This window comes from Gottfriedia sp. NPDC058432 (genome assembly GCF_042721555.1).
GTDB lineage: Bacteria > Bacillota > Bacilli > Bacillales > Bacillaceae_G > Gottfriedia.
This window is the reverse complement of record NZ_JBHXLC010000002.1, coordinates 136,590-153,961: the sequence shown is the minus strand read 5'-3', so window position 1 is coordinate 153,961 and position 17,372 is coordinate 136,590. Positions and strand designations below refer to the sequence as shown.

The window sequence follows — 17,372 nt, the reverse complement described above, 5'->3', positions numbered from 1 at the left end:
GAACCCTCTATAAGTAAGATGCTTTCATTTTCTTACCTCTAAAAAACAAGGTACCCCATAAAAAGTGGGACACCCTGTTCTAATGTTTAAAATGATCTTCATAATCAACCTAAAAATCTTATCTTATCCGGGTTTCGAAGCATATAAATACTTCGATAACGATCTCCTTCTATTTCAAAACAAATTACGGTTGGCTCCTCGCCTTCACTTTTAACAATTAATCCAATTTGATTATTGATCAAAGCAATTTCGATTTCGGATGGAGAGTTTATCTTCTTCCTCACTCCAACAAGGAATGCAATAACATTTTTCTGTAGGTTGATTGGGCGAAGTGCAGCTTTCGTTTTGCCACCAGCGTCAGTAATTAGTACGATATCTTCCGTTAAAAGTGATATTAGCATTTCTAAATTACCTGTTTCAGCAGCTTCTATAAATCGTTTTGCAATGGTTAGCTCTTGATTTAGATTACGTTTTTCAACTACATCCTTACTTTGGACTTTGCGTTGAAGTCTACTGAATATTTTACGGCAATTCAATTCGGTTTTATTTAAAATATTTGCGATTGTACGAAAGTCAAACTGAAAGGCTTCACGTAATACAAATACTGCCCTTTCGATTGGATTTAGCTGTTCAAGTAAAACTAAAAATGCATAGGTTATCGTTTCATCTAAAATCATCTTTTCCATCGGATCATCATGTAAATCTTCAGGTAAGTTCTGAATAATCGGTTCTGGAAGCCACGGTCCTATATAAACTTCACGTTTATTTTTTGAAGATTTTAATAAATCCAAGCAACGGTTTGTCATAACTTTACATAAAAATGCTTTTATATTATTCGGCTCTTCTTTTGTGATGGATTGATTTATCTTATGAACTGTGAGAAAAGTATCCTGTACCAAATCCTCCGAATCCTCAACCGAACCTAGCATACTATATCCTATTGAAAATAAAAGTGGTTTATATTGAGAATATAGATAATCTACTTCCATGGAGTATCTTCTCCTCTATCTTAAATTAGTTGAAGTTCGAGCTTCTCATTTATAAGTTTAGTAGCATTTTTAGCGCTCTTTAGTGATGCATTCAATAGAAGTTCTGTCTCCCCTACCCAATCCCCTGCAACGTAAATACCTTCTATGCCCAATTCATTATTTGATAAATTGTTGCCTAATTTATCAAATGGCTTTTTTATGTCGTTGGAAACAATAAGCTTAGGAAGATAGCGACGTGAAATGACGTACTCTCTCCAACCTGGTTGAACTAAATCAAGTAAACTTTCAAGCTCTTCCTCATCTTTTGCAGAATCTGTTTCGTTGACCGAGTTTAAATATTTCATTATATGGACTACACTTTCGCCTTCTTTCGATAATTTAGCTACTGTTGAATGATTTGAAAAATACCATGGTTGATCTACACCTAAAGCAAAGTTGAGTTTTGGATTCGGTAAACCATTCATCACAAGGTCAAGGCATGCAGCTTTTACTGGCACCATTTGATTACATTTTTGTAAAAATGAATCTGAGACTGGCTCATCTATTAACTTAACTAAATCAATTGGGTTAATAGTTGATAACAAACAGCTAGTGTTGATCCTAGTATCATTTTTCAAGATAAGATTTATGTTTGGATAAGAGCCAGTAATTTTAGATACTACTGCACTATTTTGAATCGTAACACCAAGTTGATTCGCCTTTTTAATTAGGTCGTTAACAATTGATTGCCATCCGTCATTTATATACAATACTTTAGCACTACGAAGCTGGCCAATTGCCACTCCTGCACTTATCATTTCTGAATTACTTGTAAAGGTAGATACGCGTACAAAGGCTAAAATTAAATTCTTTATACGGTGACTTGTTATTTTTCTATTTAAATATTCTTCTAAAGTAATATGATTGATCTCATCTAAGTCCATTTTACGAATATGTCGGTAAAATCGAATAAATTCCATTTTTTCTTTCCATTTTAAATGATTACCCAAAAATAAATTAATTGCCTCTATTATTTTCATTTGTTTAGATCGATCTCCAAGAATAAATGCCCCACTCAATTTTGGAAGTTTGCCAGAAACAGTAACACCTACTTCATTTAAAATTTCGATACAGTTTGTATATAGTGCGTGTGCTCCAAGATTTAAATGTGCATCGCCAATTGTATTAGAAATACCTCTCCCACCTAATTTAGATGCTTTATCCAATAGAAGTACTTTTTTACCTGCTTGAGCTAAGTAGATCGAAGCAGTTAACCCCGCAATACCACCACCTAATACAGTAACATCCCATTTTTGATGACCATCTATTTGATTTAAATTCATAATATTATCTCTCCCTTTCCTTTTCTTCATTAATTAAGACGAATGAAATACAAAAAATGTGACATATAGTAGAGCAGGACAAAGAAAAAATAATTATTTTATATTGGCTTCGGACGGGCTTATTTCATTTCTCTCGAATAGTGATAAACAGAATTACATAAAATTACTTTGACAGGTAGAGTAATTATTGTTAACATTACTCTATCAGATAGAATAATATTATAGAAGGTGGATTTATGGTTAGAAGTGATATCATACGCGGGCATCTTGACTCAATCATATTAAAGCTCATTTCTGAGAAAGACCGCTACGGATATGAGATTTCTCAAGAAATTGGTTTACGGACAGACAATCGGTTTCAAATAAAAGAAGCAACATTATACGCTGTATTTCAGCGCTTAGAAAAAAAAGAATTAGTGGAAGCTTATTTTGGCGATATTACACACGGTGGAAAAAGAAAATATTACAAAATTACTTCATTAGGTAAAGCATATTTAAGTGAATTAGTAAAAGAATGGCAGGAAGTAAAAGAAATAATTGATTTATTCATGGAGGAGATATAATGAAAAAAATTAGAAATCATATTGAAGAACTATTTAAAGATGTTCCTAAAACTGAACAATCAGAAATAGTTAAGCAAGAGATCATTCAAAACTTAGAAGAAAAAGTCATGTTTTTAATGGAAAATGGTAAGGAAGAAGAAGACGCTATAAACAAAGCAATTGTAGAATTTGGTGATATTGAGGAATTAAAGAGTGAACTTGGTGTTAGAAAACCAGATAGCAAAAAGTCAAATTTTGCAAAGCTAAATTTATCTTACTCAATTTGGGGTAGTGGTTTACTAATCGCTTTTTTCTTATTTATTAATTTTTACTATACTCCAAAGACTATATGGTTTGTGTATCCAACCTTTGGATTATTATGGTGGCCCCTTTCAATGTATTTCTACTGGCAACGTAAAAAGTGAGGTGAATATCAGTGAAAAATTATATCGGTTTTGCAACTGCAGGCTGTATTATGACAATGGTCTTTTTTATGCTCGTAAATTTTATTACATCTCCTAACACGATTTGGTTCATTTACCCATGTTTTTTCATTTTATTTTGGCCAATTAGTTTATACTTCATTGGAAAAAGATCGATGAAGCAATTCTCACTCTTTGGCAGTATCGTACTCTTAGCATTCTTGTTAACGGAAAACTTAATTCACTCACCTGATTATCTTTGGTTTTTCTATGCTGCTTTCCCTATTATTAGTTGGCCAGTCTTCATGTATTTAGGTAAAAATGCTAGAACTTTACCGATTGCTCTCCTTGGCAGTATCATTACAATCGCATATTATGGGTTATTGAATTTTATCGCCTCTCCAGAATATCCTTGGGTCATTTATCCGGCATTCGCAATTATTTGGTGGCCATTATCAATTTATCATGCAAAAAGAAAAGCGTTTGTAGCTTTTTCGTTTACAGCTAGCATTCTAATTAGTATTTTCTTTATCATTGTAAATCTCATTTCATCCCCAGATACAATTTGGGCTGTATATCCAATATTTGCAGTTATTTGGTGGCCTCTAAGTATGTATTTTTATAGTTATAAAAAGAAACAAATATAGGTATTAATTGTACGCTCCTGAGCTTGGTGGACTTCAAATTATGAGGTCCTTTTTATTTTTATAAAGAGCAAAAAGCGATTCTAATAAAGAATCGCTTCATAAACAAAAGCTTATTCTGCTTCAGAAACCAATGTAAATCGTTCATTTAAGTGTTGAGGATTTTCAATTTCGTCTAGTAATGCAATTGCATAGTCAGCATAACTTACGTAGCTATTACCTTTTTTATTAACAATAAAATTGTCTTTTCCTTTTTGATAAGCTCCAGTACGCTTACCATTCGGATCAAAAAATGCCGCTGGACTAATAAACGTCCACTTAATATCAGTTGTTTTTTGTAAGTCGTGAAGATGTTTTGTCATATTTGATGCAGTTGCATAATATTCTTTTGGAAATTCAGGTGTGTCCACTAATTGAATCGTTTTGTCTTCATCAACATACAAGCTTCCTGCTCCACCAACTACGATTAATTTTGTATCTTTGGCATCTTTTAACGCATTTATTAAGACATTCCCAGCTTCAATATAAAGATGCTCTTGACCATCCGCTGCTTTAAATGCATTTACAACAACATCAAATTGCTTTAAGTCATTTGAATTTAAATCTAATAAATCCTTTTCCAACACTGGTACTTCTTTATTCGTTAATTTAGAAGCACTTCTTACGATTGCTGTTACCTCATGGCCTCTTTCTACCGCTTCTTTTAAAATAAGATTTCCTGCTTTTCCTGTTGCTCCAATTATACCAATTTTCATCTTTTTTCTTCCTCCTAAAATTTAAGTTATTTTGACCTCACAGTTGTAACAAAGGAGGTTACAACCACTTTAAAAAAATATAAATAATATACAGATGTAACAACTATAGTTACATCGTTAACAAAAAAAATTGAATGATATTATCCAATTTTTTTGCTTAATACTGTAACTAATTCTTCCATAGTAACTTCGTCCAGTATTTTTTCCATTGCTTCTTGTGCTCGATTTAAGATCAGCTCTAACACTGCTTGAATATTTGCACCGACTGGACAATTCGGATTCGGTTTATCATGAAATTGAAAAAGTTCTCCTTCATCTACAACTTCAACCGCTCTATAAACATCTAAAAGTGTAATTTCACTTAAAGGCTTATGAAGTGAAGCTCCACCAGTTCCTCGACGGACTTGAATTAACCCAGCATTCTTAAGTTTTCCCATTACTCTTCTAATTACGACTGGATTCGTATTTACACTTCCTGCAATCCATTCGGAAGTACAAAGCGTGCTATTCTCCATCGTAACTAAAGATAAAATATGAACAGCAACGGTAAAACGACTACTGATTTTCATAGGATTCAACCTCCGATGTAACCATTATAGTTACAACAATTATTATATGTCAATACTATTTATTTTACACAAACTTATGATCAATTTATATTTTTTTATTTAATAAAGCCAAGTTAAACAGCAGAAAATCGTTAACAGCTACTATTAGAGGTAAACTTACACCAGTGCCATAGTAGTTAAAATTTATTCAAAAATGGAAAAAAATGGTTGAACAATTATAATAGCTAACTTATCCTTAAGTTATTAAGAAACATTAATACAAGGGTGAAGAAAATGAATGGAAATGATCTTGCTTATCTAATTTGCTTTACGATTATAGGTTTGTTTTTACTTGGTTTTGGTATCATGTATAAAAAAGAAGCTCATGCAGATTTAAAAAACAGTGGTGTTGGAGGAAATGGCGTAAGCGGAATAGGTGCTATCTTGTTCTTCCTACCTCATTGGGTATATAAGGCAATATTTATCGCATTAGGAGCATTCCTAACGATTGGAATTTGGTATGTTATGTTTTTTTACAATAAATAAAAGACTTTCCATTCAAATCTAGAGAGCACAAAGAACCAATAAGAAGGGAGCTATTAGTATATAGCTTCCTCCTTTACTTAATAAGTGACATAATTCCTAAAACACCAATCATTAAACCCGCTATTTACTAATCCTAAGTGAAATTTCACATTAATCCATACAAAGCTATACCACCAAAAATAATAATAATCATACCTGATAAACGGTTAATTAATGTTAAAGACCGATCATTGATCCGAGATCTAAATAGCCCTACCCCACTGCTTAATATTACCCACCATAAACTTGAACCACAAAAAACACCTAATACTAAAATGATGGACGAAGCAATATTGCTATCTGAATTCGAAATTCCTAATCCTGCAAAAATGGCGATAAATGATAGAATCGTCATTGGGTTTGTCAGCGTTAAAAATAAAACCGATAAAAATGCATTAATCATATTTTTCTTCTGTGTATCAGATTGAGTATAGCTGGCTTTTGAAATAATTGTTTTTACACCTAAATAACATAGGAATATACCACCGATTAACTGAATCCAAAAATGTTGACCAATTAAAAAATTCATAATGATAGTTAATCCAAAGCCTGCAACTAAACCATAAATACCATCAGCAGTAGCAGCCCCAAGTCCAGAAACTAAACCAACCATTCTTCCATACGCTAAAGTTCTACGGATACACAGTACCCCAATTGGGCCAACAGGTGCGGCAATTGATAGACCAATTAATAAGCCTTTAATATAAAATTCAAGATTCATGTTGCCCTCCCTACTCTATAGAAAATTTATGCTTTTGCAATGGCAGTCGAAAGGTTTCTTTCGATGTATCCATTACAATTGTTGTTTTTGTTCTTATTACTCCCTTTAACCCTTTTATTTCATGGCTAATTACACGATCCAAGTCTTTTGTATTTCTACTTCTTATTTTTAGTAAATAATCATCTTCACCTGCAATATGGTGACATTCCTGTACTTCCTCTAATTGATTAACAAGTTCTAAAAAAGGAGCTCGATTTTCAGGTCGCTCAAGTGAGACAGCTACAAATGCTGTTAATTCACTTCCAACTTTTTCTGAATCAACTAGAACACCAAATCCTTTAATTACACCTTGTTCAACTAAACGATTAACACGTTCAGCAGTAGCCGGAGCTGACAAACCGACCTCACTAGCTAAATCAGCCCACTTTATTCTAGAATTATCCATTAAATGATTAATAATTTTCAAATCGTAAGCATCCATCTATAACTACCTTCTTTTTATAAGTATTTATCCTATTTTACTTATTTTCTGAAAGTAATTCAATATTCCCAAGTAAAAATATATTCTAAATATGCGCGTTTATTAAACATATTTATTTACTGGTACTAATAAGATGAAAAAGAAGACAATCTTTATCGAAAGGGGAGTCATTTTATGAAAAGAGACCCGTTTGAATATCGAAGAAGACTAAGAGAGAGAGAAAGAGAAAGAGAACTTAATGAAGAAAATGAAAGAGAGCCTGATGAAGAGAAAGAAGTAAAACACAAAGAAGAAAAGCCTCAAACACATGTACATGAGTTTGTAGCAAGTACTAAACTGGCAGAAGAAGGTGACGATCGACATAATCATCGTTTTGCTGGAGTTACAAGTGAGGTCATTCCTGTAGGAAGACACAGTCATATACATCGAATTGTAGTAAATACGGACTTTCTCGATCATCATCACGAGGTAATTATTGAAACCGGCCCTCCTATTCCTGTAGGAAACGGTAAGCATGTTCACTTTGTCAAAGGAATGACAACGATCATTGATAACCATGAACATGCTCTTGAATTCGCTACTTTAATAGATAGACCATTAGTATAGGGGAATATTAAAATTCAATTTATGTATATTTTATTCAACTTGATATACATAAGTTTTTTAAATTCATGTTCCGACTCCTTATCAACAAATTTTAACGTTATATCAACAAAAAGTGTTCGTATTTTTCAATATTGTCTATGTGATATTTCAACAAACTAAAGGACCTTCCATAGAAGGTCCTTTAGCTATTTCTCAATCCTTCAGTATTCATTAACACAATTCTCCATCCATCCGGATCTTCAAATGTAATACTTTTTCCAAGCCAATAAGGATTCTCAGGTTCAACGTCTATATATCCCATATTATTTAATCGGTTTTTGATAAGATCTATTTCAGTTTTATTAGGTATATAAAATACTAAAAGATTATCCTTTGTTGGGGCAGGACATGGGCTTCCATCAATATGTTGAGTAAATTCTAAATGGTATTCAACATCAGGTAATCCAAACATGATTCCATCATACCCATTATGATTTTGAAAACTGCCCACTTTTTTTAATCCAAGCCCTTCACCATAGAATTTACTTATTTCAGCTAATTGGTTTGTAGGTCTTGCAATTCTAAACTGAACCCAGTTTTTCATTGTCATCACCTTATCCTTTAATAATTTGATGCTACCCATTCTTCATTTAGCTTTTTTGATATTTGTGTATAGAGCTTCAATTCTTGAAATAAGCTATCTACTGAATATGATGTGTTTTCTTCTAACGCAGTACCTTCTGATATAAAATCTGATGGATCAATCACAACTTGTTTCGATAAAACATTTGCATACAATGCTCTTAAAACAATTCTCATATTGTTAAGTGCATTAATTCCACCCTTTCCTCCACCAGCTACAGCCAATATTGCAACTGGCTTATCTTTAAAATGCTTACTACCTAAAAAGTCAAAAGCGTTTTTTAATGCACCACTCATTCCACCATGATATTCCGGTGTTGCAATGACCATAGCATCAGCATTTTCTAGCTGTGATCTTAGCTTTTGGATATTTGCTATTTCATTTTGTTCTTCTTGACCATTATAAATTGGTAATACTAGTTCACTTAAATCAATTGTTTTTACATTGTATTTTTTCGAGATGATTGTAGTTAATTTACCTGTACGACCTTCTTTTCTTGGGCTACCATTAATCATTATAATATTCATATTTCCACTCCTTTAATTTGTACCTTTAGTATAGTCAATTAATAAGGTCCAAACTTCAGTCGTTTGATAGAACTTTTCTACACGTTTAGGAGTAGATAAAAATAAAAAAAATCTACAACTAAAGTTGTAGATTTCAAATAGATAGACGTTCGGTTTCTTGATTCATTTTTTGATAAACTTTAATATTTTGATAAACTAATTCAAGTAATTTAGCAGTTATACCCTTTTCCTTTGCAAGTTCTAGTAAATACCCTTGCAAATGATCCCCTTCTACTAAGGAACCTTTTTCCATATCCCTCTGCAAAGAGGACTTCATATCATATCCAAGTGCATCGATTGATTTCATATGCTCATCCACAATACTTTCAGAAATCGGTGCACCATGGGACCTCATAATATTAGCGCATTCTTCAAATAATTCACGGATCGTAGCTCTTCCACCATCACTTTCTCTAATTGGACCAATAGGAGCACGCATAAGTGATGTAACACCAGACATTACAGTAATAAACAAATATTTATGCCACATATCACGTTCAATCTGTTTACTATGGACAAAGTCAGCTTTTGAACCGTTAAATGCATCAGCAATTCTTTTAATACGGTCAGTTTCTTTACTTAAGAATTCACCAAATACAAGTCTAGATGCTTTACTTGTTTGAGCAACTTCCCCAGCTTCATTCAAAGTTGTTTCAATAAAACATAAACCGCCTATAACCTTTTCTTCACCAAAGGCCTGTTTTAAAGGATTTAGATGAGCAATCCCATTCAAAAGAGGTAAAATAACAGTTTGATCACCTACAAACGGTTTTACATCCAAAATAGCATCGCTTAAATGATATGACTTAGTCGAGAAAAGCACAATATCAAAAATCTCTGCAGGACTCTTTGCCGAAATTAGATTCGGTTGAAATGAAAAATCACCATTAACACTACGAATGACCAAACCATTTTCCTCTAGCTGCTTTTTCCGATTAGCTCGTACTAGAAATGTAACATCTTCACCCTTTTCTACTAAGCGTCCTCCAAAATAGCCGCCAATTCCTCCAGCTCCTAATACAAGAATTCGCATCAAACTCTTCCTTTCTATTAAAAATTAAAAATCTGAACTTGCTAATGTCTATTTCAAAATCCCATTTCGAACTGCGTAAAGTGCCAGTTGAGTTCGATCTTGAAGCTGAGTCTTTGCTAAAATATTCGAAACATGAGTTTTTACAGTTTTTTCTGTAATAAATAAAGATGCTGCTATTTCTTTATTACTTTTTCCCCTCGTTATTTCCTTCAATACATCCATTTCTCGTTTTGTTAATTTATCTTGAAATGACTCATCGTTCTTCGTTTCTATCTTCCCAGTTAAAGCAGAAACTAATTGCGTCGTAACCTTTGAATGAAACTGTTTTTCCCCATCATGTATCTTTCGGATTGCGGAAACGAGCTCATCTGGGTCACTATCTTTTAAATAATAACCAGCTGCACCCGCTTCAATAGCAGGTAAAATATGATCTTGATCATAAAAACTAGTTAATATCATTACTTTTACAGCTAAACCCTCTATTTTTATTCTTTTGGTTGCCTCAATTCCATCTAGAACTGGCATCGCTAAATCCATGATAACAATATCAGGTCTTAACTCTTTTACTAAGCTTAATGCCTCTTCTCCGTTCGATGCTTCTCCGATAACCTCAATATCATCTTGCGTATTTAAGAAGAAAATAAGTCCTCTCCTAACTACATGATGATCATCAGCAATTAATATTTTAATAGACATAAAACTCTCCTTCTTAAAAAGGGATATTCGTCGTAATTTTTGTTCCTTTATTCAAATCACTTTCAACTAAAAACGACCCTTTTATCGATTCGACTCTTTCCTTCATACTTTTCAAACCTAATGTTGGGATTTGTACGGCCTTTGGGCATATAAAACCTACACCCTGATCTCGAATCGTCATTTTTGCTTTCTTAGTACTGATTGATAACTGTAAATATACCGTATTTTGTCCTGAATGTTTTCTACAATTATTAAACGCTTCCTGACCTACACGCCATAACGTTTCTTCTATTTTAGAAGGTAAGATCGTTGTTCCTTTTATATTACTAATTACTTTTAATCCTAGCATTTCACCATAGTTAATTAATGCGCTAACTATTCCTTTTTCAATACCTTGTGGTCTAAGCTGCCATATTAAAGCTTTCATTTCTGCTTGCGCTTCTTGGGCAATTTGTTGAATATGATTAAAAGTATCCTTTAACTTCGGACTGTCGGATACATTTGCACCTGCTTTAGCAGTTACATTAATTGAAAACAATAATTGACTAACTGAGTCGTGTAAGTCCTTTGCAAGACGATTTCGTTCTTGAATCAACTCAAACTCTTTTACCTTTTCAGTTAATTGAATTCGTTTAATTGCCGTTCCAATTTGCAACGCAACTGCACCTAGTAAATTCAATTCTTCCTGATCAAATTTTAATTTATTAGAAGCAGCAACATTTAATAAACCAAAAGATTCTTCACCTGCTTGCAGTGGTACAGTCGCATGATGGGTGATACCATTTGTTTCTCCCCAATTATGAATAAGTGAGTCTTCTAATCTTTTACATTCCATAATGTTTGATGCCTTATTAAGTCTGCCTGTATTATATTTATTTACACACCAACAATCTCCATTGCACATTGGCTTAGCTTCTTCGTTCATGAGAGCTGGGGGTAATTCATGTGAAGCGACTAATTCAAAATCTCCATTTTTATCAATTAAAAAAATCCATCCTGTATCTAGACCCGTAACTTGAACTAATTTGGCTAAGGCACAATTGAGGGTACTGTGTAAATCAGTACCCTCGTTTAATATTTCTGCAATTTCTTTTAATACTTGTAGCTCTAAAAGAAATGATTCTTTTTTCATACTTATGCTAATTCCTTCATTCGACGATCAAGTTGTTCAAGCACCATCGGCCACGCTTGCTCGTGTTGGTCTCTTGATAATTCATCTGGGAATCCCGCATGTGTCAATTTAATAACTGCTGCTCCACTTTCATCTGTAGAAAACTCTACAGTGACTACAGTCTCTGCTTTTGATCCTGAAGTGAACCAAGTAATCTCTACAAGTTGATTGTGCTCAAGCTTTAAAAAGCGACCATAATGAGGATGACGTTTATCTTCAAAATGCGTCTCAAAGAAAAATACAGAATTAACCTCTGCCTTCATAATCACCGAACCTGGCGCAGCAAACCAATCTCCAAATCTTTTTGTCCAAGCCTCATACAATACATCTATTGAATTTTCCATTACTCGTTCCACAGTGAGACTATGTGGTCTATTCGATAAATCTGGATAACTAATAATATTCATATTAATCCCTCCAAAAAGTTAGATAGTTATTCATTTTCATTAATAATAGCTAGCATTTGGTGATCTTCCCACTTCCCATTTATACGGACATTTTTCTTGGCAATGCCCTCTTTATGGAAACCAGCCTTTTCTAATACCCTAATTGAACCAATATTATGAGGCATTACACCTGCTTCAATGCGATGTAATTTTATTTCATTAAAGGCATATTCTACAACTAACTTTGCAGCTTCAGTTGTATATCCTTTACCATTTTGTTGTTCATCTAAAGAATAACCAACAAAACAACTTTGTAAATCTCCTCTTAAAACCTCTGCTAGCATCGTAAAACCTATAAAAGCATTTGTTTCCTTTAAAAAGATACCAAAGCCATAATACAGATCATTGTCGCTTTTCTCTTTATATGACTTAATGCGATCCTGCTGAGCTTCCAAAGTATAGAAACTCTCGTCTTTTATATATGTAAAAGGTTTAAAAAACTCTCTATTTCGAACTTCGTATGATAAAAAATCCTCAGCATCTGCGACTTCTAACTGTCTTAAATATATATTATTACCAACTAATTTCATCTGTTTCCTACACTCCCTAATTCCCCTGCTTTTCCTGACCCATTAAACGCCTGTTGCCCATATTATTCTTGGATCTATCTTACGGACTAGACGGTACGCTATCGGTTTAAAACCATTTTTTGGCCAGAATCTCGAGGATTCTAAATTCGTTATTCTCCAATCTGTTTCGCACAGTTTATAGCCTTCTTTGTCAGCAAACGTAAGTCCATGCTGTAGTAAGGCCGTGCTAACGCCCATTCCGCGAGAAGTTTCGACCGTTGCTCCCACTACTAAACTAATGCAAGATTCAGGTGTTAATAAATTCTCATCAGATGCTGCCGCTGATTCAAATACTTGAAAACCTACAATCTCATTTTTATAGAGAGCTAACCATAAAGTTGCGGCTTCATCATTAATGATTTCTGCGTAACCTTCCTGATAGTCCTCTCTTTCTTCAATAAACCCTGGTGCAAATACCGGTGATTTTGCTTGGTGTTCCATGATCACAGTTGCTAATTCACGTATTCTTTTTTCATCTTCACTAGTAGCCACTCGAATCTGTATATCTTCAAATACTCTTTCCGACGAAACTGACAAATCACGTATTCCATGAACCTGCTCATAAGCAAACCCTAAGTGAAACCATGCATCTAAAGTCGACTTATTTCCACTTGGAACCATTACATAATGATTAAACGAACCAAGCTCTACCATTTTCTTCGCAAACTCTACATATAACTCACGATATAATTCTGCATCTTCACTTTCTGCTATCGCCATCCCTGCATACTTAATCCAAGTATGACGTTCTCGATTTTTATCTGTTTGAATTGACCCAATCATATAGCCAACTAACTCAGAATCATTCATCGCTGCAATACCAAAACTATCCTTTTCATTAAAAAGCGCCTCAATAGCTTTCTTAGCATATGTAGCCTCTTCAAATTTAGATGGTAATTCAGGGTTTATACTTCGGTCATACATATGACGGATAGCCAAGAGACTAGCCGCTTCATCTAAGTGTATATTTTCGAATGCGATAAATTTCATAACAAACCTCCTTGCAACTTTTACAAGTGTAACTACTCAATAATTCCGACTATTTAAATTATCATTTCATTCACTCATTACTAGTTCCATAAAAAGTTCACTACTTCCTGCTTATAGCTGGATAATGCTCTCTTTCATCTAGTAAAATTCAGCAGCAATCCCATGTGTATAGGACATTAGTAAAATCCTTTTTTAACAAATCCTCTTTTTTAATAAAGAAATTCGCTACACCAACATCGCCAAACATACATTCAATCGTATCATCACTATCAATTTGTAATAACAAGATAGAGTGATTTTCAGTTTTTTTAACATAATCTCTTGGATCTGACTGAGTAAAGTATGGATACCCTCCAATTCGATGACCATCTCCACTAAAGTATTCAAAATAAAGCTCACCTAGCTCTTCATAATCCTCATGATCAATTTCTGCGTCAAACGGTACGTCTAAGTCGATTTTCTCAAAGTCCATTGCTTCAGGGGATATTGGTTGAGCTGTTAATTCAAAATGCATTGCTGCTTCTTTTCCAATTGGAAATTCATCTTCTACAGTTATAAAAGAGAAATCTTCAATTAGGTTTGTTTCATTTAAATTTTCATGATAGATAACCCTAAAGCTTTTTTGACTTGTTGGATGTTCAAAATCTTGCCCATACAGATCATCAATCGCTATATAAAATTGAAGTAATCCCGATGTTGGAAAATTTTCCATTTTAGGCAACTCAGAAAAATTAATCTGAGCAAGTAATTTCATAGGCTCCTCGTTTTCATCCTTTGGATACTCCGTACTAGATGGAAAATAAGGGACTCCTGAAAACTTACTTTCTATTAAAGAAGTCTTTCTTACGATTGGCTCAATTTCAACTGAATCTTTAACAGTAGACTCAATTGTTTCTTTATAAATCTGTAACTCTTTCGGTAACTTTAATTGTTTAATCACGGGGCACCTTCTTTTGTATTTGATAATTAAATCATATCAATTTTAACAATTTAATTCTCGATAAATCTCTGATTAAAAGTAAAAAACCACTGTTTATATACAGTGGTTAGCAATTATTTCTTAATGAAATTCTAAAAACTCGACTCTGTTCCCAAATGGATCATTAACAAAAAAGCGAGTACGACCTTCTATTGGTGGTTCCTCTTTGATTTCAAAGTTGAGTTGAAGGAGTTGCTCTCTTAATGCCTCTATGTTTGTAACAATTAAACCAGGATGAGCTTTTTTAGGTGCTATAAAATCTTCTTGAATACTAATATGAATTTCTTGATTACCACAAATAAACCAGCATCCACCTCTGCCTTTTAAATTTTCCGGCTTTGGCAATTCCTTCATTCCTAAAATTCCATTATAAAATTTTCTAGCTTCGTCCTCTCCACCCTTTGGACAAACTAATTGAATATGGTCAATTCCTTTTACTTCAAATGCCATTGATTAGCACCTCTCTCATTATGAAAAGTTTATATCTTTAGAGTACCAGAACTAAAAAATAAGAAAAGCATTACCTCTATAGAAGTAACGCTTTTCCCAATATTCCAACTTATCAAACTAGCTTTAAGCCATTTGTAATAAGATTCTTTAAAGAATCTTCTTTTCTTAATGCTTCCAATTCAGCTTTTAATGGTTCAACAATTTGCGCTAATTTAGCATTAACTATAGCTATTTCAAGTAATTCTAATCGTAATAACCAATCACTTTGGTGTTCACGATTAAGTTCGTTATGCACAGCAATTAGTTTAGAAATACAGTCATCACAGAATGTATTCTTTTCTCTAATTACTCTGACTTCTTTATATAATTTTTCTAATTCAGTTAATGGGGCTGGTGTTTCCATTACGAACTCTACTTCTTTAATTGAATCACTAAAGTAAGACGTTGGATCTGCTGCACCAGGGTATGCTGATTCAACTCGAGAACCAACTGCCATATCAAAAGTTCCCCACTCTTTTTTGAATAATTCTTTTCCTTCGTAAGTAACAGTGCAGTCTTCAAATGAGATTAATGCAACTTTATCTTCATTTTTAATGATATTCACAATTCTTCCGGAAGCGCTTACATTGCTTAAGAATTCTAAATCAACAAAGTTCCCTACGACAATACCTAAATTTTTAAGTGCAGCATCATCACATTCTTCTAATTCAATATTTCCTTTTAGAAGTCCAATTGGCGTACCAAATCCTTTAGCATGGTAGTCTTTTCCGTGACCTTCTAATTGCTTATTGTTTATTGAAAGTGCTGTTTCGCCAGTTGTATTAACGTAAATTGCTTCACCATTTTCGTCTTTAACGATTGCATGAACAATACCAGTTACACTTAATCCAGAATTTAATTCAAATGTAGCAACAGTTTTCGATTTAAGAGCTTTATCTAAACTTTCAGTACCACCTACACGGAATGCCATAGTGCTTGCTAATTCCTCAGCACCTTGCATTAATTCATCGAAATCTTTGCATACAAATAATTGTGCTTGCATTTCAGTTATATTTTTCGGTTGTAATGTAGAAGCTTCAATAGAGAAAGGTAATCTTTCAACTGCATCTGTAAAGCAATGTGTGCTTTCACCTACTGATGATAATAAACCAGCACCGTAAATTTTTGGATTATCTAGTTCACCTATTAAACCATATTCAACTGTTCTCCAGAATACGCGTGAAATTTTTTCAGCTTCTGAAATTCCAACAATTGCTTTTTGTCTTTCTTCAACTAATCTTTGTGCAGCAGCTTTTTCTTCTGGAGTCGATTTTGGATCTTCCATTACAATCGTTAAATTTCTAACTGCTTCAAATAGTTCTTGTTTTTCTTTTGTAGCAAATGCCTTTGCACCAATTGATCCAATTTTTTGTACGTACTCTCTAAATACAGGATCAAATAATATTGGCGCGTGTCCTGCAGCCTCATGAATAATATCCGGAGCAGGTGTATATTCTATATTCGTTATTTGTCTAATTTCAGTTGCGATTGGTAAAATACCATTTGCTAATAGTTCAAAAAATGCAGCGCCTGGAATTAATCCATTAACGATTCCTGCGCCCCAACCGATTTTTGAAAGGCACTCGTTCATTTCAGCTACATTTGGAATTTTTTCCGTTTCAATTCCTGACATTTTTAGTCCATCGACAAATGCAGAATGTGCTTTATCTTTTAATGCATGATGATTTTGTCGCATTACATAGCGCCATACAGCATGATCAATTGGCGTGTAAAGATCATAATTTTGCTCCGATAAGTATTGTTTCAAATGAGGTGGTATTATTTTTGTTTCAAAAGCTGCTTCTTTCATGTCATCAATTCCCCTTTTTAAAATTATTTCACTTAAAAATCTATTACTCTACTTTCTTAAAAATACCCGTTCTATCTATATCTTGCTAAAAGCTTTTTTGAGCATTTTTAAGCAAGTTTCCATCATTTAACCATTTCTACTTTTTCCAAATTACTCCTTCTTTCTACAAATTTTTTTTTTATTCGGTATACATAATCATAATCAACCAAACACATCACTCCTTTCAAATACGAAATGTGGAAGGCGTTTGCTAAAGCCCCGACAAGCATGAGACAAAGGCCGATAAAGGTTGGTTTTTACCTTTATTGAACTTTGGCTTATGACCTCGAGGGGCTAACGCCTGGAACTAGACAACACGAAATGTGGAAGGCGTTTGCTCAGCCCCG

Annotated in this window: 22 protein-coding genes; 5 read left to right on the top strand and 17 right to left on the bottom strand. The window is 33.6% G+C overall.

Going from position 1 to position 17,372, the window contains the following annotated elements; all coding sequences use genetic code 11:
• Positions 1-104: 104 nt before the first annotated feature.
• The gene (gene sigJ, locus ACFWM3_RS03000; protein WP_390310150.1) at positions 105-989 is read right to left on the bottom strand and encodes an RNA polymerase sigma factor SigJ; all 885 of its coding nucleotides are present in this window, start codon (positions 987-989) and stop codon (positions 105-107) included.
• A gap of 20 nt (positions 990-1,009) precedes the next feature.
• A complete protein-coding gene (locus tag ACFWM3_RS02995; protein ID WP_390310148.1) occupies positions 1,010-2,311 on the bottom strand; it encodes an FAD-dependent oxidoreductase in 1,302 nt (433 codons plus the stop codon).
• Positions 2,312-2,547: 236 nt separating this feature from the next.
• Here ACFWM3_RS02995 and ACFWM3_RS02990 point away from each other — a divergent pair, with 236 nt between their 5' ends.
• From ACFWM3_RS02990 to ACFWM3_RS02980, 3 genes are read left to right on the top strand one after another with little or no spacing between them, the layout of a single operon-like run.
• Positions 2,548-2,874 (top strand): PadR family transcriptional regulator, encoded by a 327-nt coding sequence (locus ACFWM3_RS02990; protein WP_056469746.1) that lies wholly within the window; start codon positions 2,548-2,550, stop codon positions 2,872-2,874.
• The gene (locus ACFWM3_RS02985) at positions 2,874-3,278 is read left to right on the top strand and encodes a permease prefix domain 1-containing protein (RefSeq protein WP_056469743.1); all 405 of its coding nucleotides are present in this window, start codon (positions 2,874-2,876) and stop codon (positions 3,276-3,278) included. The genes ACFWM3_RS02990 and ACFWM3_RS02985 overlap by 1 nt, the downstream gene beginning before the upstream one ends.
• A gap of 11 nt (positions 3,279-3,289) precedes the next feature.
• Positions 3,290-3,922, top strand: a complete 633-nt coding sequence (locus tag ACFWM3_RS02980) for a hypothetical protein (protein ID WP_056469740.1) — start codon at positions 3,290-3,292, stop codon at positions 3,920-3,922.
• A gap of 110 nt (positions 3,923-4,032) precedes the next feature.
• Here ACFWM3_RS02980 and ACFWM3_RS02975 read toward each other — a convergent pair whose 3' ends face one another.
• Together ACFWM3_RS02975 and ACFWM3_RS02970 are read right to left on the bottom strand one after the other, a co-directional pair.
• On the bottom strand, positions 4,033-4,674 hold the full coding sequence (locus ACFWM3_RS02975) for an NAD(P)-dependent oxidoreductase (RefSeq protein ID WP_390310146.1): 642 nt from the start codon (positions 4,672-4,674) through the stop codon (positions 4,033-4,035).
• 140 nt (positions 4,675-4,814) lie between these two features.
• Positions 4,815-5,243 (bottom strand): Rrf2 family transcriptional regulator, encoded by a 429-nt coding sequence (locus ACFWM3_RS02970; protein ID WP_056469736.1) that lies wholly within the window; start codon positions 5,241-5,243, stop codon positions 4,815-4,817.
• Between the two features lie 273 nt (positions 5,244-5,516).
• Here ACFWM3_RS02970 and ACFWM3_RS02965 point away from each other — a divergent pair, with 273 nt between their 5' ends.
• Positions 5,517-5,768 (top strand): hypothetical protein, encoded by a 252-nt coding sequence (locus ACFWM3_RS02965; protein ID WP_390310144.1) that lies wholly within the window; start codon positions 5,517-5,519, stop codon positions 5,766-5,768.
• A 145-nt stretch (positions 5,769-5,913) separates the two neighbouring features.
• Here the strand turns inward: ACFWM3_RS02965 and ACFWM3_RS02960 are convergent, their stop codons facing one another.
• Both ACFWM3_RS02960 and ACFWM3_RS02955 read right to left on the bottom strand, forming a co-directional pair.
• A complete protein-coding gene (locus ACFWM3_RS02960) occupies positions 5,914-6,528 on the bottom strand; it encodes a LysE family translocator (RefSeq protein WP_390310142.1) in 615 nt (204 codons plus the stop codon).
• Between the two features lie 10 nt (positions 6,529-6,538).
• Complete coding sequence (locus ACFWM3_RS02955) at positions 6,539-7,009, bottom strand: Lrp/AsnC family transcriptional regulator (RefSeq protein WP_390310141.1); 471 nt, start codon at positions 7,007-7,009, stop codon at positions 6,539-6,541.
• A 174-nt stretch (positions 7,010-7,183) separates the two neighbouring features.
• On the opposite strand from ACFWM3_RS02955, the gene ACFWM3_RS02950 reads away from it, so the two are divergent.
• Positions 7,184-7,615 (top strand): YmaF family protein, encoded by a 432-nt coding sequence (locus tag ACFWM3_RS02950; RefSeq protein WP_390310139.1) that lies wholly within the window; start codon positions 7,184-7,186, stop codon positions 7,613-7,615.
• A gap of 181 nt (positions 7,616-7,796) precedes the next feature.
• Here ACFWM3_RS02950 and ACFWM3_RS02945 read toward each other — a convergent pair whose 3' ends face one another.
• From ACFWM3_RS02945 to ACFWM3_RS02895, 11 genes are all read right to left on the bottom strand, one after another.
• Positions 7,797-8,198, bottom strand: coding sequence for a VOC family protein (locus ACFWM3_RS02945; protein WP_390310138.1), 402 nt, complete (start codon positions 8,196-8,198; stop codon positions 7,797-7,799).
• A gap of 17 nt (positions 8,199-8,215) precedes the next feature.
• Entirely contained in the window at positions 8,216-8,764 is a 549-nt protein-coding gene (locus ACFWM3_RS02940) for an NADPH-dependent FMN reductase (protein WP_390310137.1), read from the bottom strand.
• 133 nt (positions 8,765-8,897) lie between these two features.
• Positions 8,898-9,836 carry a 2-dehydropantoate 2-reductase gene (gene panE, locus ACFWM3_RS02935; protein ID WP_390310136.1) on the bottom strand — a complete coding sequence of 313 codons (939 nt, stop codon included), beginning with the start codon at positions 9,834-9,836 and terminating at the stop codon, positions 8,898-8,900.
• 48 nt (positions 9,837-9,884) lie between these two features.
• Positions 9,885-10,532, bottom strand: a complete 648-nt coding sequence (locus ACFWM3_RS02930; RefSeq protein ID WP_056469707.1) for a response regulator — start codon at positions 10,530-10,532, stop codon at positions 9,885-9,887.
• A 13-nt stretch (positions 10,533-10,545) separates the two neighbouring features.
• On the bottom strand, positions 10,546-11,664 hold the full coding sequence (locus tag ACFWM3_RS02925; RefSeq protein ID WP_390310134.1) for a GAF domain-containing sensor histidine kinase: 1,119 nt from the start codon (positions 11,662-11,664) through the stop codon (positions 10,546-10,548).
• Between the two features lie 2 nt (positions 11,665-11,666).
• The gene (locus tag ACFWM3_RS02920) at positions 11,667-12,110 is read right to left on the bottom strand and encodes an SRPBCC family protein (RefSeq protein WP_056469704.1); all 444 of its coding nucleotides are present in this window, start codon (positions 12,108-12,110) and stop codon (positions 11,667-11,669) included.
• A gap of 26 nt (positions 12,111-12,136) precedes the next feature.
• Complete coding sequence (locus ACFWM3_RS02915; RefSeq protein WP_390310132.1) at positions 12,137-12,679, bottom strand: GNAT family N-acetyltransferase; 543 nt, start codon at positions 12,677-12,679, stop codon at positions 12,137-12,139.
• Between the two features lie 42 nt (positions 12,680-12,721).
• Positions 12,722-13,708, bottom strand: coding sequence for a GNAT family N-acetyltransferase (locus ACFWM3_RS02910; RefSeq protein WP_390310130.1), 987 nt, complete (start codon positions 13,706-13,708; stop codon positions 12,722-12,724).
• Positions 13,709-13,856: 148 nt separating this feature from the next.
• Positions 13,857-14,648, bottom strand: coding sequence for a YwqG family protein (locus tag ACFWM3_RS02905; protein WP_390310128.1), 792 nt, complete (start codon positions 14,646-14,648; stop codon positions 13,857-13,859).
• A 120-nt stretch (positions 14,649-14,768) separates the two neighbouring features.
• Positions 14,769-15,137: a VOC family protein gene (locus ACFWM3_RS02900; RefSeq protein ID WP_025568995.1), complete on the bottom strand. Its 369-nt coding sequence runs from the start codon at positions 15,135-15,137 to the stop codon at positions 14,769-14,771.
• A gap of 112 nt (positions 15,138-15,249) precedes the next feature.
• Entirely contained in the window at positions 15,250-16,986 is a 1,737-nt protein-coding gene (locus ACFWM3_RS02895) for an aromatic amino acid hydroxylase (RefSeq protein ID WP_390310127.1), read from the bottom strand.
• Between the last annotated feature and the right edge of the window lie 386 nt (positions 16,987-17,372).